Annotated in this window: 23 protein-coding genes and 1 tRNA gene; 11 read left to right on the top strand and 13 right to left on the bottom strand. The window is 31.0% G+C overall.

Annotation, left to right across the window (positions count from 1 at the left end; genetic code table 11):
- Window positions 1-14: 14 nt before the first annotated feature.
- Window positions 15-680 (bottom strand): AAA family ATPase, encoded by a 666-nt coding sequence (locus OEM44_02915; GenBank protein ID MDH3515753.1) that lies wholly within the window; start codon window positions 678-680, stop codon window positions 15-17.
- 102 nt (window positions 681-782) lie between these two features.
- On the opposite strand from OEM44_02915, the gene OEM44_02910 reads away from it, so the two are divergent.
- Window positions 783-1028, top strand: coding sequence for a U6 snRNA-associated Sm-like protein LSm6 (locus OEM44_02910; GenBank protein MDH3515752.1), 246 nt, complete (start codon window positions 783-785; stop codon window positions 1026-1028).
- A gap of 16 nt (window positions 1029-1044) precedes the next feature.
- On the top strand, window positions 1045-2211 hold the full coding sequence (metK, locus tag OEM44_02905) for a methionine adenosyltransferase (protein MDH3515751.1): 1167 nt from the start codon (window positions 1045-1047) through the stop codon (window positions 2209-2211).
- Here the strand turns inward: metK and OEM44_02900 are convergent.
- Window positions 2188-3057: an NAD-dependent epimerase/dehydratase family protein gene (locus OEM44_02900; protein MDH3515750.1), complete on the bottom strand. Its 870-nt coding sequence runs from the start codon at window positions 3055-3057 to the stop codon at window positions 2188-2190. The genes metK and OEM44_02900 overlap by 24 nt on opposite strands.
- A 95-nt stretch (window positions 3058-3152) precedes the next feature.
- On the opposite strand from OEM44_02900, the gene OEM44_02895 reads away from it, so the two are divergent.
- The 4 genes from OEM44_02895 to OEM44_02880 are packed head-to-tail and all read left to right on the top strand — an operon-like array spanning window position 3153 to window position 6702.
- A complete protein-coding gene (locus OEM44_02895) occupies window positions 3153-4238 on the top strand; it encodes a cobalt-precorrin-5B (C(1))-methyltransferase (GenBank protein MDH3515749.1) in 1086 nt (361 codons plus the stop codon).
- 31 nt (window positions 4239-4269) lie between these two features.
- Window positions 4270-5322, top strand: a complete 1053-nt coding sequence (locus OEM44_02890; protein ID MDH3515748.1) for a cobalamin biosynthesis protein — start codon at window positions 4270-4272, stop codon at window positions 5320-5322.
- Window positions 5319-6071: a sirohydrochlorin cobaltochelatase gene (locus tag OEM44_02885; protein MDH3515747.1), complete on the top strand. Its 753-nt coding sequence runs from the start codon at window positions 5319-5321 to the stop codon at window positions 6069-6071. The genes OEM44_02890 and OEM44_02885 overlap by 4 nt, the downstream gene beginning before the upstream one ends.
- Window positions 6061-6702, top strand: coding sequence for a precorrin-8X methylmutase (locus OEM44_02880; GenBank protein MDH3515746.1), 642 nt, complete (start codon window positions 6061-6063; stop codon window positions 6700-6702). The genes OEM44_02885 and OEM44_02880 overlap by 11 nt, the downstream gene beginning before the upstream one ends.
- On the opposite strand, the gene OEM44_02875 is transcribed toward OEM44_02880, so the two are convergent.
- Window positions 6691-8046: a cobyrinate a,c-diamide synthase gene (locus OEM44_02875; GenBank protein ID MDH3515745.1), complete on the bottom strand. Its 1356-nt coding sequence runs from the start codon at window positions 8044-8046 to the stop codon at window positions 6691-6693. The genes OEM44_02880 and OEM44_02875 overlap by 12 nt on opposite strands.
- 88 nt (window positions 8047-8134) lie before the next feature.
- On the opposite strand from OEM44_02875, the gene cobO reads away from it, so the two are divergent.
- The 3 genes from cobO to OEM44_02860 are packed head-to-tail and all read left to right on the top strand — an operon-like array spanning window position 8135 to window position 9663.
- Window positions 8135-8668, top strand: a complete 534-nt coding sequence (cobO, locus tag OEM44_02870) for a cob(I)yrinic acid a,c-diamide adenosyltransferase (GenBank protein MDH3515744.1) — start codon at window positions 8135-8137, stop codon at window positions 8666-8668.
- 40 nt (window positions 8669-8708) lie between these two features.
- Window positions 8709-9506: a S1 RNA-binding domain-containing protein gene (locus OEM44_02865; GenBank protein ID MDH3515743.1), complete on the top strand. Its 798-nt coding sequence runs from the start codon at window positions 8709-8711 to the stop codon at window positions 9504-9506.
- 1 nt (window position 9507) lies between these two features.
- Entirely contained in the window at window positions 9508-9663 is a 156-nt protein-coding gene (locus tag OEM44_02860) for an RNA-protein complex protein Nop10 (protein MDH3515742.1), read from the top strand.
- A gap of 385 nt (window positions 9664-10048) precedes the next feature.
- Here OEM44_02860 and OEM44_02855 read toward each other — a convergent pair whose 3' ends face one another.
- The 5 genes from OEM44_02855 to OEM44_02835 all read right to left on the bottom strand — a co-directional run bounded on the left by OEM44_02855 (window position 10049) and on the right by OEM44_02835 (window position 12954).
- Entirely contained in the window at window positions 10049-10504 is a 456-nt protein-coding gene (locus tag OEM44_02855) for a YbhB/YbcL family Raf kinase inhibitor-like protein (GenBank protein ID MDH3515741.1), read from the bottom strand.
- A 37-nt stretch (window positions 10505-10541) separates the two neighbouring features.
- Window positions 10542-10910 (bottom strand): twitching motility protein PilT, encoded by a 369-nt coding sequence (locus OEM44_02850; GenBank protein MDH3515740.1) that lies wholly within the window; start codon window positions 10908-10910, stop codon window positions 10542-10544.
- Window positions 10903-12165 carry a translation initiation factor IF-2 subunit gamma gene (locus tag OEM44_02845; protein ID MDH3515739.1) on the bottom strand — a complete coding sequence of 421 codons (1263 nt, stop codon included), beginning with the start codon at window positions 12163-12165 and terminating at the stop codon, window positions 10903-10905. Before OEM44_02845 ends, OEM44_02850 begins: the two co-directional genes overlap by 8 nt.
- Window positions 12166-12196: 31 nt before the next feature.
- Window positions 12197-12583: a 30S ribosomal protein S6e gene (locus OEM44_02840; protein ID MDH3515738.1), complete on the bottom strand. Its 387-nt coding sequence runs from the start codon at window positions 12581-12583 to the stop codon at window positions 12197-12199.
- Between the two features lie 197 nt (window positions 12584-12780).
- On the bottom strand, window positions 12781-12954 hold the full coding sequence (locus tag OEM44_02835) for a zinc-ribbon domain-containing protein (protein MDH3515737.1): 174 nt from the start codon (window positions 12952-12954) through the stop codon (window positions 12781-12783).
- 52 nt (window positions 12955-13006) lie between these two features.
- Here OEM44_02835 and OEM44_02830 point away from each other — a divergent pair.
- Window positions 13007-13080, top strand: a tRNA-Gly gene (locus tag OEM44_02830).
- Here the strand turns inward: OEM44_02830 and OEM44_02825 are convergent.
- From OEM44_02825 to OEM44_02805, 5 genes are read right to left on the bottom strand one after another with little or no spacing between them, the layout of a single operon-like run.
- Complete coding sequence (locus tag OEM44_02825) at window positions 13081-14043, bottom strand: tetratricopeptide repeat protein (GenBank protein ID MDH3515736.1); 963 nt, start codon at window positions 14041-14043, stop codon at window positions 13081-13083.
- Between the two features lie 33 nt (window positions 14044-14076).
- A complete protein-coding gene (locus OEM44_02820) occupies window positions 14077-14619 on the bottom strand; it encodes a gamma-glutamyl-gamma-aminobutyrate hydrolase family protein (protein MDH3515735.1) in 543 nt (180 codons plus the stop codon).
- The gene (locus OEM44_02815; protein ID MDH3515734.1) at window positions 14620-17475 is read right to left on the bottom strand and encodes a UPF0182 family protein; all 2856 of its coding nucleotides are present in this window, start codon (window positions 17473-17475) and stop codon (window positions 14620-14622) included. It lies immediately after the preceding gene.
- A 47-nt stretch (window positions 17476-17522) separates the two neighbouring features.
- Entirely contained in the window at window positions 17523-18644 is a 1122-nt protein-coding gene (locus tag OEM44_02810) for a DNA primase (protein ID MDH3515733.1), read from the bottom strand.
- Window positions 18641-19669, bottom strand: a complete 1029-nt coding sequence (locus OEM44_02805; GenBank protein MDH3515732.1) for a DNA primase — start codon at window positions 19667-19669, stop codon at window positions 18641-18643. Before OEM44_02805 ends, OEM44_02810 begins: the two co-directional genes overlap by 4 nt.
- 86 nt (window positions 19670-19755) lie before the next feature.
- Here OEM44_02805 and OEM44_02800 point away from each other — a divergent pair, with 86 nt between their 5' ends.
- Window positions 19756-20595 (top strand): deoxyribonuclease IV, encoded by an 840-nt coding sequence (locus OEM44_02800; GenBank protein ID MDH3515731.1) that lies wholly within the window; start codon window positions 19756-19758, stop codon window positions 20593-20595.
- The last annotated feature ends 10 nt before the right edge of the window (window positions 20596-20605 follow it).

Raw genomic sequence — 20605 nt, 5'->3', positions numbered from 1 at the left:
TTTAGGATTGACCATTAAATATCTTCGGGATGATTAGATATGCCAAATTTATCAATTGTGTAAGAAAAATATTCTTTGTTCAAAATCCAATAGACTTCTCCTTGAAATCTTGATGAATTTTTAAAAAGATGTATTTTGATATGGGTGAAAGGATCAATGGCACTTTTCATATTCTCAACTTCTTTTCCATCTATGTTTCGAATCATATTAGAGACAACAATTGGAATTTTGTTTGTTATTGCAAAATTAGATAGTTCATGCATGTATCGTGTAAATAAGACATTTTTTTCAAAAATAGATTCTTCCTTCTTATATTCATAAGAAAATAAATCAGTTATATTATCAATAATAATTAATGAAAAATCATTTTTTTGAATATTGCTAATTGATTTTATTTGCTCTGATGTGTTAGTTATTCTAGATACGGTAATTTTTTCAAGAATATCAAACTCAAAGTTAGATTGTTTTTGAATTTCAAGAATTCTCTCAGGTCTGAAGCCGCCAGTTGTATCCAAATACAAAACATTGCCGTTATTTTTGATTGAATTGATCGATAGTTGTAATAACAATTGAGTTTTTCCAGTTCCATTTCTACCAAAAATATCTACTATAACACCCACAGGAATTCCACCTCCTAAGAATTCATCTAATTTTTGTAAACCAGTAGAAATCGTTTGCATAATTGTTAGAAAATGAAGAAAAAATTTAAAGAATTTTAATTTTCAAAGAGGAGGCAAGGCTTTTATTCTAGAGAACAAAGTTGCAAAACAAGTGAACAATTAGTGTCCCAACCAACTAGCGCAAAAAGACCTCTAACTACTCTTCAAAAAAATACCAAGAAGAAAGTTACAGTAAGACTCAAAAATGAAGTTGAGTATAAAGGAAAAATGGATAATGTTGATTCATACATGAATTTGATTATGACAGACGCAGAAGAACTACACGATGGTAAAACAATTGCCAATTATGGAAGAGTTATCGTAAGAGGTAATAATGTATTATTTATCAAACTAGAAAATGAACTCTAGTGAACAGTGTAGTTTTATGACCAATAATTTTCTATTTACATCGGAATCAGTAACTGAAGGACACCCAGATAAAATATGTGATAATATTTCAGATGCATTCTTAGATGAATTTCTTAGACAAGATCCTGATTCAAGAGTAGCTGTTGAAACAATGGTTACCACAGATTTTGTAGCTGTTGCAGGAGAAGTAACATCAAAAGCAAATTTTGATAAAAAAGCCCAAGAAGAATTAGTTAGAAAAACAATAAGGGAGATAGGATATGACAACAAAGATTTGATGTTTGATACAGAATCTTGTGAAATAACATTACGTCTTCATGCACAAAGTCCGGATATTAGTCAAGGTGTTACTCCAACTAAAGATAAAGAGCAAGGTGCCGGTGATCAGGGACTGATGTTTGGATATGCAACAAATGAAACTAAAGAGCTTATGCCTATGCCAATTTTACTTTCACAAAAACTTGCACAGAAACTTGCTGAAGTAAGAAAAAATAATGTCCTTACTTGGATAAGACCTGATGGAAAAACACAGGTTTCTGTAAGATATGATGATAACAAACCTACAAAAATTGAAACAGTCGTAGTTTCAACACAACATTCACCTGAGATTTCTCAAGAGGAAATTTCAAGAGAGATAATCAGTAAAGTGATCAAGCCAGTTTTAGGAGAGCTTTGGAATGAAGAAATAAAAATTCACATTAATCCTACTGGAAAATTTGTAATTGGCGGACCACATGGAGATGCAGGTTTAACTGGAAGAAAAATCATTGTAGATACGTATGGAGGATTCGGAAGACATGGTGGTGGAGCATTTTCAGGAAAGGATCCTTCAAAAGTAGATAGATCCGCATGTTACATGTGTAGATATATTGCAAAAAATCTAGTTGCAGCAGAATTAGCTGATAGATGTGAGGTACAACTCGCATATGCAATAGGAGTTGCTGAACCAGTATCACTTCATGTTAATACGTTTGGAACGAACAAAATTCCAGAAAATAAAATAGAAGAACTAGTAAGAAAGAATTTTGATATGAGACCATCAGGAATCATATCACAGTTAGATTTGAAGAGACCAATTTATAGAAAAACTGCTTCATATGGTCATTTTGGAAGAGAGGAACCAGAATTTACTTGGGAAAAGACAGACAAAGCTCAAACACTAAAGCAATCTACCAGTCTCTAATAATTCCAAGATTGAGTGAAATTTAATTTTAGTAAATTTTCTTAATTTTTGATGAGTTCCCTTGAAATTACCAATTAGAATATTTAGATCATCTGTGTTAAAATCAGATTTTGTATTAGTAATGGCAGCATGATATGCGTATTCTAAATCAATTTTTTTAATATTTGTTTTAGTTCCTTTAGAAAAAAGTTGAACATATTTCTTGAAAGTTAAATTATTAGGACCAACAAGATCAATTATTTTATTTCTAAATTTGGATTGAAAAACGGATTGAAAAATGATTTCTACAACATCATCAATATAGATTGGTTGTATGAGATAGTTTCCAGAACCTGGAATTTTAATTTCTCCATGTTTAATTTGTTTTTTTAGATATTTTGTGAAATGATCATCTTTTCCAACAATATACGAAGGTCTAAAAATTGTATAATCCAACCCAGAATTAATGATAATTTTTTCAGCATTATATTTAGAAATAAAATATCCTGTGGACGAATTTATTGAAACACCCAAACCACTCAGATAAACAATTTTTTTAATTTTCGCTTTTTTACATAAATTTACAATATTTTTTGTGATTTCAACATTTATCATGTTATAATTAGTATTTACAGATTGTTTACCAATACCAATGAGATGAATTAATGCATCAGAATTTTGTAATTGTTTGAGGAGATTGTTTTCATTGTAATTGTTTGAGATAATTTTTGATTCATTTTTAAATTTTTTAAAATTATTTCTTGATATTGATAATAACTGAATATTTTTTTCAGATAAATATTTTCTTAGATGTTTAGCTACAAACCCATTAGATCCAGTAATTACTATTTTCTTGTATTTTGCCATAATAATATCAAATCAGTTTTAATTTTAAATCTATGTAGAATATTTTGAAAATTATCAAATAAGAGTTAATACAGCAAAATGAATACAGTAAATGTGTGGAAGAAAAGACAAAATTAAAGACAGGATATACAACTGGAAGTTCGGCTACGGCAGCAGCCAAGGCTGCATTGTTGTCAATTATGAATCAGCAAAAAATTGAAAATATCGATATTTTGCTACCAAAACGATCTTTTATTGAAATTCCAATTTATTCTTGTGAATTTGATTCCAATAGAGCAAAGTGTTCCGTGATTAAGAATGGTGGAGATGATCCAGATGTAACTCACGGTGCAAAAATTATTGTAGAGCTGTCATTTACAGACAAAGTAAATCAAATTGACATTGATGGTGGAGAAGGGGTTGGAATTGTCACTAAACCTGGATTAGGTTTGGAGATTAATAAACCAGCAATAAATCCAGTACCTAAGAAAATGATTGATGAGAACTTAAGATCAATAGGTGAAAAAATTCTTAAAAAGAAAGGATTCAGAGTTGTAATTTCTGTTCCAAAAGGAAGAGAGTTGGCACTAAAAACAGATAATCCAAGATTAGGGATTAAAAATGGAATTTCTATTTTAGGTACTAGTGGAATTGTTATTCCGTTTTCTACAGCATCTTATGCAGCATCAATAAGACAAAATTTGGATGTAGCAATTGCCATGGGAAATTATACCGTAGTTCTTACAACAGGTGGAAGAAGTGAAGATTATGCAAAAAAAATTTTAGATTTACCAGAACACTGTTTTATACAGATGGGTGATTTTTCAGGTTATACAATTCAGCAATGTAGTAAAAAAAATATTAAAAAAGCATATGTTGTTGGCTTTATTGGAAAACTTACCAAAATGGCTGCAGGTATAAAACAAACTCACGTTAAAGGCTCTAAAGTAGATATGAACTTTCTTTCAGAATTAGCAAGAAGAGCAAACGCAAATGAATTAGTGATTAAAAGTATTAAAAAAGCAAATACAGCCAGACATGTTTCTGAAATAATTCATGAGAATAATGTCAATGGATTTTTTGAATTAATTTGTAATGAGACCTATAAACATATGAGAAAACATTCAGAGGAAAAAGTTCCAATTGAGGTAATATTATTTGATTTTGATGGAAGTATTCTTGCTAGAAAATCAGAAGAGTAAGGTATTTTATTAAAGTTGGAAAGTTTTGTGTATGGAGAAGACTTCAGTTCTTGCAATTACCAAAAATGGAGTTAAAATTGGACAAAATTTAAAAAAACTATTTCCAGAATGGAGCGTTTTTGGTCCCTTGAAATTATCAAATGGGGATAATGAGATTATATGGTATTCTGAGCCTACATCAGAGAAAATTGTTGAACTTTTTAAAAACAATAATGCATTAATCTGTCTTTTTTCATTAGGTGCAGTAATTAGATTGATTGCACCTCATTTGAAAGATAAAAAAACAGATCCTGCAGTAATTGTGATTGATGATAAAATAAATTTTGTAATTAGTGTATTATCTGGTCATATTGGAGGAGCTAATGAATTAACTCAAGAAATAGCAGAAAAATTAGGATCTTTACCAGTAATAACTACTGCAGCTGATGTTAACAAAACTATAGCAGTTGATCTTGTTGGAAGAGAATTTAATTGGAAAATCGATGATGATTCAACCGTAACTAAAATTAGTGCACATATGGTAAATGAGGAACCTATAGGAGTTTTTCAAGATGCAGGTAATAAAAAATGGTGTAAAGAATTGCCAAAAAATGTTTCAATTTATGAAAATTTACAAGATTTAAAAAAATCAAACTCTAAAGCATATCTCATAATTTCGGATAAAATAATCGATGGAGAGTTATCTAAACAATCTGTAATATATCGTCCTCCAAGCTTAGTGATAGGTGTTGGATTACACTGGGACACTACAAAAGAGACAATCAAAGAAGGAATTGAGTTTTGTTTAGAAAAATTTAAACTAAGTTCAAAGTCGGTTGTAAAACTTGTTTCAATAAAAAAACCACAGGATGTACAAGGATTGATAGATCTTGGAGAAGAAATGGATATTCCTGTTGAATATGTAAGCAAAGAGGATTTAGATGAGATTTCTGCTCCAAACCCATCAGAAACTGTAAGAGCGTTTGAAGGAACTCCAAGTGTATCTGAAGCTGCAGCCATCAAGGTTTCTGGAGGAGAATTGATTGTAGAAAAGCAAAAATTCCCACCAAATTTGACAATAGCAATAGCGAGGATTTTGAATTGAAAAGAGGATTACTACTAATTGATAGAGGAAGCAGGGAAAGAGAGGCTTCTGAAGAATTAGAGATAATTTGCAAAGGAATTCATGCAAAAGGCGGCTATGAGTTTGTTGATTTTTGTTTTCTAGAGGTTGAACCACCATATATCGAAGATGGAATTACTAAGTGTCTCAAACAAGATATTGATTCTTTGACTATAGTTCCTTATTTTTTGTATCCAGGTAAAAAAGTAAAGAATGCAGTTACGGATGTAATGAAATTCCAAAAAGATACCAATGTAAAATTTGTTGTCACTAAACCTATGAGCATGCACAAAACTTTGATAGATATTGTTGAAAATAGAATATCCAAAACATTACAAGAAAATCAAATCACTCTTCCAAAAAAAGATGTAGATGTAATGATTATAGGGCATGGAAGTAAAGATCCTAATGCTCAAATGTCGTTAAATTATATTGTTACTGGATTAAATAATTCATATAGAAATGTAAGTAGATGTTGGTTGGAAATAGAACAACCAGATATTTTTAAAGGTATACAAAAATGTGAAAAGGATAATCCAAAAGTACTAGTTATTGTTTTTTATTTTCTTCATGAAGGAGCACACGTAAAAAATGATATAAATAATGATTTGATACCAGCACTAAAAAATTCTAATATAGAAAAAACTTTCATTACCAAACATTTAGGAACTGATAAAAAAATGATAGATTTGATATCAGAGAGAGCAAGAGAGGTAGAAAATGCAAACTAAAAAAGGTCAATCAATTGAAGATGCCAGTATGCAAATGATTGAAGATGAAATTGGTACACATCAATATAATGAAAAGGAATGGCCAATTGTGAGAAGAGTAATTCATTCAACAGCAGACTTTGATTTTGCAAATAAAAATAAAATTATTTTTCACAAGGATGCAATTCAAAGTGGCATGGATGCTTTAAGAAATGGCTGCAGTATAGTAGTTGATGTTAATGGAGTGATTGGAGGCCTGAATAAGCAAAATCTTAAAGATTTTAAAAACAACATAGTTTGCAATATATCCAATCCAGAAATAATGGAATTAGCAAAAAAAGAAGGGAAGACACGCTCCCAGGTATCCATGAGAGTAGCTAAATCAAATATTGATGGAGGTATAGTAGCTATTGGCAATGCCCCTACTGCTCTTCAAGAAGTAATTCAGATGGTGAAGGAAGATATTATCAGACCTGCATTAATAATTGGAATTCCAGTGGGATTCATCTGTGCTGCTGAATCAAAAGAGCAATTATCAAAGTTAGAAGGTGCTCCATTTATTACAAATATTGGTAGAAAAGGTGGTAGCTCATCAGCTTCTGCCATAATCAATGCAATTTTTAAATTAATTAGAGCAGAATCAGCTTCGTGAATAGTCTATACAATTTTTAACAAAAACTTGCGCATAATTTGAACTATCAAAATAGAGATGACCATAAGAAGCAAGTGTGTTGTGTACTAGCATCCCGTCTTGATGTTTTTTTATTCCCTCACCAATTTCTAAATCATACACAAATTTTGAATCAGATGAAATGGAATCTAATTGTGAATAATGAAATTCATGACCCTGAAAATTATGTAATTTGTCTGAGATGGGGTTTTTTTGAGTGATCTTTCCTTTAGTATAATTAAGTCTCATTTTCTTTGTCATTTTGGTTTCAGCATCAAATAAACCAACCATTTTGTGATTTTTGTTATCTGAAATAATAGATTTTGTTAGATACATCAATCCACCACATTCGGCATATATTGGAAGATTGTCTTCAGCCATTTTTTTAATTATTTTTTTCATAGTGATATTTTTTTCAAGTAAATTACTTAAAACTTCAGGAAATCCTCCTCCAATATAGAGTCCATCACATTTTGGTATTTTTTTATCATTAACAGGGCTAAAGAATTTTAGATTTGCTCCTTCACGTTGTAGTGCTTCAAGATTATCTTGATAATAGAAATTGAACGAAGTGTCACGAGCAACTGCAATTGTAGTTTTCTGTTTTTTGTGTATGTGTTTTGATTTTTGTGGTAAAGTGATTGGATTTTTTATAATTTTGATAATTTGATCCACATCTAAACATTTTGAAATTATTTTTGATATTTTTCTAATTTGATTTTTTAGTGTGTTATTATCTAGTGTGGATATCAACCCTAAATGACGTGATTCCAAATTTAGGATTGGATTTTTTGAAATAATGCCAATTATTGGAATTTTAGTTTTTTCTAGCGCAGATTTACATAAAAATTCATGCTTCTTGCTACTTATTTTGTTAAGAATAATTCCAGCAATGCGTGAATTTCGATGAAATTTTTGAAACCCAAGTGCAGTTGCAGCAATAGAACGAGCTGTTTTACTTGCATCCAAAACCAAGAGTACAGGAGATTTTGTAATTGAAGCTACATGATGAGTACTAGCATAATTTGAATTTCCACTAAAACCATCGTAGTAACCCATCACGCCCTCAATTACAGATACACTTGATTTTGAATTTACAATAAAACTATTCAAAACTTGATTTTTTCCCATTAGCCAAACATCTAAGTTATATGTTTCACGTTTTGAGATACTTGAAAGATAACTTGGATCAATGTAATCAGGACCTACTTTAAATGGTTGTACTGAGTAACCTCGTTTTTGTAAAGCATGAATAATAGAACATGTGATGGATGTTTTTCCAACTCCACTTGTAGTGCCTGCTAATACAATCCTAGGAATTTGCAATTCGTATGACTAGAATCATTTTTTATTTAAATTGATACTTTTTTAAAAAATACCGAATGTTTTTACCCATATCCTTTGAATGCTGACTATGGAAAAGTATGGATTAACTATTGTATATACAGGAAAAGGTAAGGGGAAAACAACTGCAGCATTAGGAATTGCATTACGAGCAACAGGTTATGGGAAAAAAATTTGCATGATTCAATTCATTAAAGGTTCATGGCACTATGGTGAAATGGATTCTTCTAAAAGACTTGAGCCTGAATTTGAGATGATTGCTGTAGGCAAAGGATTTGTTGGAATAATTGATGACAAAAGTCCAAAAGGAGATCATGAAAAAATTGCAAAAGAGGCAGTTAGAATCAGTAATGAAAAAATTCAATCAGGAAAATACGATATAGTAATTTTAGATGAGATTAATTATGCAGTAAATCTTGGATTGATTGCAGTAGAGGATGTTCTTAACATAATCAAATCAAAACCACAATCAATGGATTTAGTATTAACAGGAAACTATGCCACAAACAAAGTAATTGAAATAGCGGATCTAGTAACTGAAATGAAAGAGATTAAACATCCATTTCAGCATGGCATAAAAGCTAAGAAGGGAATTGATTTCTAACCAGCAACATTAAATTACGCATGAATAAGTTTTAGAAGAAATGTCTACTGAAATTCAAGAAATGCCTGAACAGGGTGAAATTGTTCTAGCTACAGTTACAAAGGTAATGGATCATGGGGCATATGTCACATTAGATGAATACGGCGGTATTCAAGGATTTTTACATATCTCAGAGATTGCTCCAGGTTGGATTAGATCAGTAAGTAGATTTGTCAGAGATGGTGAGAAAAAAGTTCTCCTTGTTAAAAAAGTAAATTCTCAACGAGGAGATATTGATTTATCATTAAAACAAGTATCAAAAGATCAGAAAAAACAAAAGCTGAAGGAAGTTAAGAAATTTGAAAAAGGTAAAACAATATTACAAAATGTTAAAGAAAAAGCAAAATTAACAGATGAAGAAATTGAAAAATTGGAAGATAGTATATATTCAAAGTTTGATTCAGTTTACGATGCATTTATAGAAATTGGAAGAAATGGAATTGAATCTGTAAAAGAATTAAAGATTGCAAAAAAAACAGTAACAGTAATTGAAGAAATTTGCTCAAAAATTAAACTTCCATCAGTTGAAATTAGAGGCATTATGGAAATCACAAGTGAAAAATCAGATGGAGTTGAAATTATTAAAAAAATATTACTAGATATATTAAAAAAAGATTCTACTATAGATATCACATATTTGGGTGCACCAAAATATAGATTGTCAATTACTTCAGAGAATTTCAAATCTGCTGAAAAATCATTAAAACCAATTATTGAAGAAATTCAAACAAATATAGAAAAGAAAAAAGGTTCATTCAAATTTACTAGAGAAGAATCAAAGAAAACAAGAGATAATTAAGATGAGATTCCTATTAAGAAAATGTTCAAAGTATAATCATTATACTTTAAAAGAAAAGTGCCCCAAGTGTGGGGAAGAGACGATTTCAGTACACCCTGCTAAATTTTCACCAGATGACAAATACATGCGATATAGATTAGCTGAGAGATACAATTAGAAATTTAATTTAATGGATTGTTCCCATTACAGAGAATTTAATATCTTTTGCATATACAACTGATAATATTGATTGTCAATATTAACAACTGTATCTGACCTGAACAAAAACTACTACATAATCAGCATATATTTCATCAAGAGCGTTACTTCTCAGATAGTTAAATAAAGGATTAGACTGATTTAGTGCCTAACCGGTAAGATTTGATTGAGAAGTAATTAAAAAAAATTGTAAAAGAATTCCTATGATTAAGATATGTTAAAACTTTAAATCAAATTTTCCAATAGAAAGTAAACTAGATTTTGAATTCAATATTTTTCATCAATTATATTTACTTTTTACTCTATCAAAAAATCTAATATTTTATTTCAAAAGCAAAATAAGATTATGGAGCATATCTTCCTTCAAGTTTTGTTTTAGCTAGAATATGATTATCCATAGATCTTTCAACATCTGCTTTAGTTGATCCTTTTTGTAGAGAAATTTCATGATCTAGAGCATAAAGTTTGAAAACGTAAGTATGTTCTTTGTCTGGTGGAGCAGGACCTCCATAACCAATTTCTCCAAAATCAGTTTTGCCTTCAATTGAATCAATTGGAATAGAATTTTCTAGAATTTCTTTAGTATTAGGAGAGATATTCCACAAAACCCAATGAACCCAAACTTTTCCGACAGCTCCCATTGCATCTGGATCATCCATGATCAAAACCAATGATTTTGTTCCTTCTGGAATTCCACTGATTTTAAGATGGGGACTATTATTTCCATGTTTATAACCATGCTTTTTAGGAATTATTTCTCCATTTTCAAATGATTTACTTTCTAAAGATAGAGATTTCATATGAAAAGCATTAAGAATCCCATGAAGTTAAATATTTCTAAGATTCTAAAACTATTGTATCATTTGAAAATGACAGTATTGAATTACCATATTCCTTAATCTGTTTTTTTAATTCTTTATCCATAGTAGCAACAATAACTTTATTGTTAGATACATAATCAAGTAATTCTTTATCAGCAAATGTGCCAAATATGGGAATGATTTTAAAATTTTTTATATAATTTAAAGTTGATTGGATGTCTTGATTTTTTTTTGGATTGGTTGCTAATTTAGATAATTCATTTTTTACAACCTGTGGCACTACAAAAGTGATCTGACCTATTTCAACATCTAAATTATCAATATTTTTGATTCTTCTAGTTGCTAGATGAATAAGAAAATTAGTATCACAGATTACTTCAACCAACTATTCCTGCACCAATTAGTCTCCATCTTTCAGCAATTCTTCTACTGATGGCAACATTCCCTCCTTCAAAGATGCATGCAGGCCTTCTAAGTTCAATTTCAATATTTTTCGATTTTACTTTGTTAACCTTACCTAATATTGGTGCAGTTCCAATGTTTAATCGAAGTAATTCTCCTGACTGAATTGGCTGAACTTTAATGTCTTCAGTTGCACCTACTGCAGAATCAAAAAGATTAACTTCTAATTTTAGATCTGTGGAGTTTTCAGGGAGTGTTCCAGGTTTACCAATAACTGAGCCGATAAATGAATCACTCCTAGTCATAGACGGATCTAATTTTGTTCCAATAGCTACTAGACCGCCAGGCTTTATAGATTCCACGATTCCCGCAGCTGTTCCTAATGAAGTGATTTCTGTTAGTAACGGTTCATATGATTTTTTTCTCTCATTCATAATACCAGGTTTTATTTCAATTTCATCTCCAACATTAAAAATTCCTTGAATAAGACTTCCCCCAATTACTCCACCTTTGATATCTTTTAGTTTTATTCCAGGCTTATTCACATCAAAAGAACGTAGAACATGCATTACAGTATCTGCTTTTTCATCTCTATCTGGAGTTTTGATTGTTGATTCTATTGAACCAATTAATGCATCAATATTTAATCCAGATTGTGCAGAGATTGGAATAATAGGTGCTTTTGCAGCATAAGTCCCTTTAACAAATTTTGTAATATCTTGATAATTTGTTAGAGCTTCATCATAAGAAAGTAAGTCAACCTTATTTTGAACTATAACTATTTGTTGAATTCCAAGAGTTTGAAGAGCTAAAAGATGTTCTTTGGTTTGAGGTTTGGGAACTTTTTCATTTGTTGCTACTAGTAATAATGCACCATCCATAAGAGCAGATCCTGAAAGCATGTTTGCCATCAAACTTTCATGCCCTGGACTATCTACAAAACTCACTACTCTAGATAATTCACTTTCTTTTCCACAATTATTACACTTTGGAGTTGTTGAATAACCTAAAGGTTCTTCACATTTTTTACATTTGTAAAAAGCTGCATCTGAGTAACCAACACGAATTGTAATTCCACGTTTTAATTCTTGACTGTGTACACTTGTCCATGAACCAGTTAGAGCTTGAATCAGAGTTGTTTTTCCATGATCTACATGACCAGCAGTACCAATGTTAACACATGGTTGATAACCATATTTTTTAATATACCAATCAGGAAGTGTTTCTCGCCAATGCATGAATCAAAATTTACAATCGGTATATGTTAAGTTATTCTTTTTTATCTTCTGTTTTTTCTTCAGTATTTTCAACTGGTAATTCTCCATCAAATTTACAATTTACTTGATAGATTTCTTCGGATAGAGTATTTCCACGCATTAATTTTCTTTTTCTTTGTCCAGTATCTGCATTTTGTAAACCTACACCTTTAGAAAGTAAAACTTGTTTTCTTGCAGCACCATGAATATCATTTCTCATTGGTACTCCAGACTTATCACTACCACCAGTAAGTTTTAATTTTCCAGACAATCCTACAATTGCAGCATCAGTTTCATTTCCTAACTGTAATCCCAATAATGCATTAGCATCACTATCTTTGAGTTCTTTTGAAACTGATTTCCCTTTAATGTCGGAGATTGTAAGTTTGAAGTTTGCCAATTATTCCAAAAAAAAGTTGAAGGACTAATTAACCTTTGGACATTATTTTTAAATCAAGATTATCAAATATAGGCATGGTAGAGGATATCAAATGTCCACGATGTAATAACAAAATGGTTGATATGCAAGCATGTCATATGTTTTGTCCCAATTGTGGAGCTCATTTAGATTGCTCAGATAAAGGGAATTATTGGTGATTAGATTCCGGGTCTATCAGGAATGTATTCAGATGACATATTGATTGCATGATCTTTCATTATTTCAAGATATGAATCATAGTCTGATTCGAAGTTACAGTGAGGGCATTTTACCACAGTAATATCATCATCTAATTTTGCAACCTTTTCACATTCAGGACATCTTGCATCCATGTAATAATACAGCAATCAAGATATTTAATCATAGTCAATGAATATTTTCTAGGCGGAGTTTGTCTAGACTGGTAAGATGTCAGCTTCCCAAGCTGAAGGTCGCGGGTTCAAATCCCGCACTCCGCATTATAATTCACGTATTGCTTGCTCTATTATTCCTCTATCAGAAGCTTTAGGAGAGTATTTCAAATAAGTTCGGAGATCTTCTTTTGTATCAGAGTTTTTATTTTGTTTTTCTCTTAGATAAGCACGATTTTTGTAAATTTTTGCAGATCTTTTTGGGTTAATTTTAATGGCCTTTGTATAACATTCTTCTGCTTTTTGAAATTGATTTGTTTTTAGATAGTAATTTCCCAGACCGTTATAACTCAAATATGATCTTTTGTTGATTTCTAGACATCTTTCATAATATTTGATACAATCAGAAGAATTTTGTTCATTCATTATTGCTCCCAAAAGATTTAATGCAGTTGAATTTTTTGCATCAAGTTTTAGAGCTTGTTGTAATGATTCAATTGTATCTTTGGAATTTTTTAGAATACGAAATTTTTCAGAAGTAAAACATAGACGATTTGATTTGTTACTAGAATCATTTTCAAGAGATACTGATGAGAAGGTGTCTGAAGGGGCTAATAGTATCAATAATTTTCCTTCTTCAGACCATTCTTTCTCAAAAATATCCTGAGGTATTGCTCCTTCTTGTTGTTCTCCTTGTTTATTACCTGTCTGAATATAATGAAGAATTGTTTTTTCTTCATCATCATATCCAGTAATTACTGAAGCATGTTGAGTAATTTCAGGAATTCCTGGAAGAATAACTATTGGAGGTATCCCCAAATCAATAATTTTTTTTAATTCTTTTAAAGACGAATTAACTATTTTACACGATAAACCATGTCTTTCAGCAGATTCAATTCCTTCAATTAGAATACTTCCATCAAATCCTAAATACTGTTTGGCAGTTTCTTCAGCCTCTACCATAGATAATTCAATATTCCAATATTTTGATACTACGTTAATTGGTAATGGAAGACAAATATTTTCTTGATCAATTAATGGTAAAATTAATTGATGATCCTCTTGCTCCATGAATTAAGAAATTCTAAGAGTTATTAATATCAATCAAAATAGACAAAATTTTTTAATTAATTCATGACCATCTTTACTCATTTCTGGGTGAAATTGTGTTCCAAAAATTGGCTTTGTTTTATGTCGAATTATTTCATATCGGCAATTTTTTGATTCAGCAAGTGGAATAAGCACATTAGGTAATTTTGATATCTCAAATCCATGACTTTCAAATACTTCTAAATAATTACTTGAGATCGAGTTATCTTTTATTATTTTAATTTTTTCATTCCCCTTTTGAGGTAATGGAATTTTTCTAATCGTACCACCCAAGGTTAGAGCTAAGATTTCTGCGCCATAGCAGATTCCAAGTAGTTTTATGTTATTTTTGATTGAATAAGTAATAATTTTAGAATTAATTTCATTGGTTTTTTTATCATTTTTCCTTCTTCCAGATAAGATGAAAGAATCATAATTTTCAAGGGAAAGCAAATCTAAAAGATGTGGGATTTGTTTCTTAAATAAAATATTTTGGTTGTTTAAAAAATCAGTTAAATTTTTTGTATAGATAGATCCATTATCAACAACAAGTAGCAATTAGTTGCCTACCTCAATCGAGACGTAATGTATCTCAGATATTCCATCTTTGTTAAAGATTGTTCCAATGTTGAGATTATTTTCTTCTTGCCACATGAATACTCTATCACTTCTTGGTTTTACAAAGTCATCAATAAAGTCAGACAAGAACTCTACAGTGCTTAGACGATCACTTTCAGTAAAGAAGAATGTCTCCCCTTCATTGAATGATAATGGAATTTGAATTGATGTTGGCTCAGCAACTGAAATTCCATTTTCTTCAAATAATAATTTAATTATTTCAATTCTATCACTTCTAATTAGTTCAACATAATTATCATCAGCAGTAGTAACAGCTGATGCAACACCAGAAACTTTCTTCAAATATGCTTCAAATGCTTTTTCTTGGGTTTCCCCTAACCCTACAAAATATTCTCCATTAAATGCTGCTCCTACTGCTGCAATCGTACCCAATTGGGCTACTACACCACCAGCACCTGCAGTATATACAGGAATAAAGTAAACATCATGATCACCTACACGATATAAAATATTATCACCAATTCTTGGATTTCTTAAGAGAGTCTTTAGTTGAGCAAATTCTGGATCTCTATCAAGCGCTTCTCGGACTGCAGTAGGACCAATTAATTTTGTTGTAGAGTTTAATGGAACCTCATAAAACTGCATATTTCCTAAACCTGTGAGATCATTTTCAACTATCATATATCCTGCAAGATTTCTGCCCTGAGATCCTCTTAATTCTAATGAAAGTAATCCCAAAAATTCAGTTTTTTCAAAACCAGGTGGTTTTGCTACAACATAATAGGTATCAAGACCACGTGGAATTTCATAAAATTCGTTTGCCTGAATAAAAGTCTCTACATTAGTCACATGATAAATATTATACATCTCGGTTTTCCAATTAAATAGTTCAACAGGATACCTAATTTGTTCTTCTAACCATGTTGGTATTGGTTTGAATTGATCAGAGTATTGACTAGAAAACATTTCTGAAAAGAAATCATCACCAGTTTTTAGTAATTGAATATCACCATTGTATGCATCCACTAGCGCATAACCTACTAAACGTAAATATGGATTACCAACTGACCATGGAATATCACTAGTATCAAATCCAATAATTAATGGAATCAACCAATAAGAATTCGTTCCATCTGTAACAGGAAGCGAATCTAATTCTTTTCCAAACAAATCATAAAGGAAATAAGGATACAAAATTTGCATTCTATCATGTACATCTTTGTATCTCATAATATGGACTGATTCAGATGGAAATGAAAGTAAAAAGTTTGGCTCAAATATCCAACTTAATGGTGGTGATATATCTAATCCACCCAAACCAGAATAGGATACTCCTCCAAGTTCTGCACTGTTAGAGCCTCTTGAATTTGGATAACCAGACCATGTTTCCGTAAAAAGGCCTCCTTCACCATAGTAAATTGCTCTTTGTTTGAAAAATTCTCCGCTATCAACAATCTGGCCATCTGTTGCTTCTAAAGTAAGGAATCCATTTGGAGCATGCGTGTATACCAGATGTTCATTATACCATTTATTTTCAAGGCTAACAGATGTTGGTAGAATAGGTTTCATAGATGCAGTCCAATACAACGTATTGTTAAAGCGCAAGATATCATTGTCTTCAAAGTCTACGTATGGAATTAGGCCTATCTCAGGCTTTAATTTTGCAAAAGCTGCCTCCCAGTCCCAGACTCGGATTACATCAAGTACATCATTATGTTGACTAACATAATTTTTGATATTATTTGAAGAAACAGATGTTAATTGAACTTTATGAATATTTTCTTGCACGTTGTTTAATTCACCAAGATGACGATTCACCCCAATTTGTTGAGCTGTATATGGTCCTAAAAATTCAATCTTCTTTGCATCAGCAATACTGTTGTTAACAGAAACAACACCTGCAACAATTATTGCAATAACAATAATTGTTAGAATTCTAATGTATACATCTCGCTTAAACATATGAGTTAGTACACGTGCACGAATTCTATCAACTATTGAAAATGTAATTAGTGCAAGACCAATAATAAGTGTACCACCAATTACATATCTTGTATTATAATCGATTTGATCAGTAAAGAAGAGATTAAATCCTACCCAAATAGTAGCAATGCCAATCATTCCTTCAATAGTTGAAACGTAGTTTAGATATCTTGGCTTGCCTTCTTTAGAATCTTGTAGATATGATGTAACTACATGAATAATTCTATGAATTCCAACGTATAATACTAAACGCAATCCAATAGCTGCAAGTAATGGTGGGATCAATATTACTAATGCAGGAATCATTGGAACCACATTTTCAACAGCATAAGTTGGATTAGTATCTGGAGTCACAAAAGGTAATGTAAATAATTTTGGCAGATATTCAATTCCTAGGTAATTTCCTTCAATAAATGAAACTGTGGCAAATCCAAACATAATATTTGCAAAGAATGCTCCAAAAAGTAATATCTTAGTAATTTGCCAAATTATAAACTGTACATAAGGAAGTTTATAATTTCTGAAACTTTGAATGTTAGTTGATATTGGTTGCTGTCCGCCGCTTCCAAGAAATCCTATTCCTGAACTGATAACATACCAGAAAATTGAAGATCTGCCTACAATATTTACGCGAATAAGAGCAATTGCAGATAGAATTATGGTTGAGACTAATGTGTAATAGAGGGGTTTACTGAATTGATCACCAAATTCGGTGAAGTTCATTGATAGAATTACTGCCTGATTTCCTACTGCGGCAAAAATTATGATTCCTATAACAGCAACAATACCTAATCTGATGAATTTTCCAGCATCAGGAGGAGGAGTTTGTTTATCAGTAGAAGCACTATACAAAATCAAGTTTTGTTAAGATTTGGTAAATTAATGTCTTACCAGTAAAATTAAGCTAATATTGCTAGTTTTTTGCAAATCATATAGACTGCTGCAAAAGTAGGAATAGTTACTTTTTCATTGTTATATGGACCAAATTTTTTGCTTTTAAGACTAAATTGAATCGGGCAGGTTGCAATAATTTCTATGGGATCATCATTGAGAAAAGATGCTTCAACGTACGGATCAAACTTTGACAAATTTTCACAATATAATTTTGTAAGACCACTTTTGCTGTTAATGGAACCTGGGAGTCTAAAAATTCTATGAACATCCATGGTTACATTAGGATCAATTTTTACACCAATATTTTGTGATGCTTCATCAAGAATCTTTTGAAAAGATGAATAACCATTAATAATTAGTTCTGAGATAATTTTTGAGCGTTTTGATTTAGAACCAAAAATATATTTAGAAAATCTTCCTCTCCAACCCTTTTCATCAAAATCTGGGAATGAGGACCTATCTTGTTTAAATTTTTTCATTCCAAATGTTTCAGGAATCACTCCACGGAACATGATATAATCTGCTAATTCGGATCTTCCTCTAGAATCAATTTGTTGAAATTGTGAGTTACGTACATAAACATGAAATCCTTCATTACCTGAAAAATATACATGAATATTTTCGGGGACTATAGCAAGATCATCAATTAAGATTTGAGATAATTTTGATACTTCTGTTTTTGAAGCATTAATACAATTTTTACATGGGAGTGATTTTTTCTCTAATTTTATAGAATTACAATTTATACATTTTGAAGAATTTTTTAAAATTTCATTGCATTGATTACATATTGATATAGTGTGATTTGTTCTACATGGTAAATCAAGATCTTTTGCATCAATATCAAAAATTAGATCTGCCTCTTGCCAATCCTTTTCATTCATTGGTAAATTAGGAAAGGAATAACATGCATTTGAACAATAAACATCAGATGGAGTATTTTGCATAAATAAAAGATGTAATTCCTTATCAGATTTTATTGAAATATGACGAATCATTCCGGAGTTAAACTTTTGATAACCAAATTCTCTTTCAGATGCCCTTTCTGGAACTTTAATAAGATCAAAGTGATCAAAATAATATTTTTTAAATGATTCCTCTACAAACTTAACATCAATTTCTTTCATGATTGTCTCTTCTTTCCAAATTGTAATGGATTAATGATGGTATCACATTCAGATATTGCATAACACAAACTTTGAGTTTTAAGTTTCTCACACGAAGGACAAGAATATTGGGTACCGCTTCCGGACATTCCAGATAAGTGATTAAGTTGGTATAGTGTAACACGTTCATTATAATCAGGCGCATTTTTAAACAAGGGTGCAATTTGCTGAACTGTTTGTCCCTTTGAAAGTAAAAATGTGGCAAGCATAAATCTTCCTGAATGAGGGAGATTTTCACCTTTCTCAAGAACTTCAATTGCATGTTTGATGCAAGGAGGATAATCACCACTAGTTACAATGTAAGAAGGAGCAAGATCTTTACCAATTGAAGTAAATTCCTTTACTATATTTTCAAGTCCAGATATCATCGGTGGAGTCGGTGCATTTGTAATTTTGGAGATAATGTAATTGCCTAATTCTTTTCGAATTAATCTAACTGTTTTATCTGGAGTAAGTAATACTTTTCCATCTTCTACATGTCGGTTGATTAATTTCCATTCTCTTTCATGAAAATCTATTGAATGTTTTAGATAATCAGATACGGATATTTTAAAAAAATCATCTTCTTTTATAACTTCAATACTAAATAAATCATAAATAATTCTTATTGCTAAATCAATTTTTGATTTATCAGAAGCTTTTCCTAAATCTTTTTCAAGATGGTTTTCTGCACGTCTAGCTTCGGCAAGAGCAAATCTTTTAATCAACGTGTGCATTCCGGTTAATTTTATCAATACTATTGCTAAGAGAAATGAAAAAATCTCTTTTTCACGAGCAGAATCAGATGCTTCTCCATTGATAATTTCAGACTTGTAGATACCTCCTTTGGTAGAAACTTTAAGTCTGTGATATGCTTTATCAACTACTGATTTAAGATCAGGATCAGTTCCAAATTGTGATAATGGGAAACCTTTGTCTTTAAGAATTTTCCCAGCACCTTCCAGAAACGGATATTTTGCAAATTCATCAGTACCCAGTTCTAACATGTTAGTAATTCACCTAGTTTACTTAAAAATCTGGTTTTTTAAATTTGGACCCTAGTTTAAATTATGTTTTAAGAAAATTAACACAAATGCAGATAGGATGCCATGTATCGATATCAGGATCAATTGACAAAGCAGTGGATAATGCTGTTGAAAGAGAATGTTCTGCTTTTCAGATATTTACAAGAAATCCGAGAGGTTGGCATGCAAAAGAACTAACCAAGGATGACATTGCTAATTTTAAATTAAAATTAAAAACAAGTAAGATTGACAGATTTGCAACTTGTGCTCATATGCCATACTTACCAAATCTTGCAACTCCAAAAGAAGATGGATTTGAAAAATCAGTTAAAACTTTGATTAGCGAAGTTGAGAGATGTTCACAGTTAGGGATTCCATATTTAGTAACTCATCTTGGTAGTCATTTAGGAACAGGTGAGGAAGCTGGAATTAAAAAATTAGTAGAGGGTTTAACTAAAGCAGGTCAAACAAAAAATGATGTGATGATTTTATTAGAAAATACTGCAGGACAAAAAAATTCTGTTGGTTCTGATTTTAAACAGTTAGGAGAGATTTTCAAACAGTTAAAACCTACAAAAAAATTTGGTGTTTGTTTTGACACTTGTCATGCATTTGTTGCAGGATATGATCTAACAAATAAAGATAGTGTAAAAGAAACATTTTTGGAATTTGATAAATACGTAGGAATAGAAAATCTGAAAATTCTGCATCTAAATGATGCTAAAGGGGAAATTGGTTGTAATCTGGATAGACATTATCATTTAGGATTGGGTGGAATTGGAGAAAAAGGAATCGAAGCTGTAGTAAAATTTGCAAACAAGAAAAAAATTCCAATAATTTTAGAGACTCCTATTGATGATGAAAGGGACGACTTTGAGAATATTAGAAAAGCAAAGGAATTTGCGTAGAAATTTATTC

Origin of the sequence: Nitrosopumilus sp. (assembly GCA_029862745.1) — an archaeon.
In the GTDB taxonomy this organism is placed as follows: Archaea; Thermoproteota; Nitrososphaeria; order Nitrososphaerales; family Nitrosopumilaceae; genus Nitrosopumilus.
The sequence above is the reverse complement of the archived record's forward strand: the minus strand, read 5'-3'. Positions and strand labels throughout refer to the sequence as shown.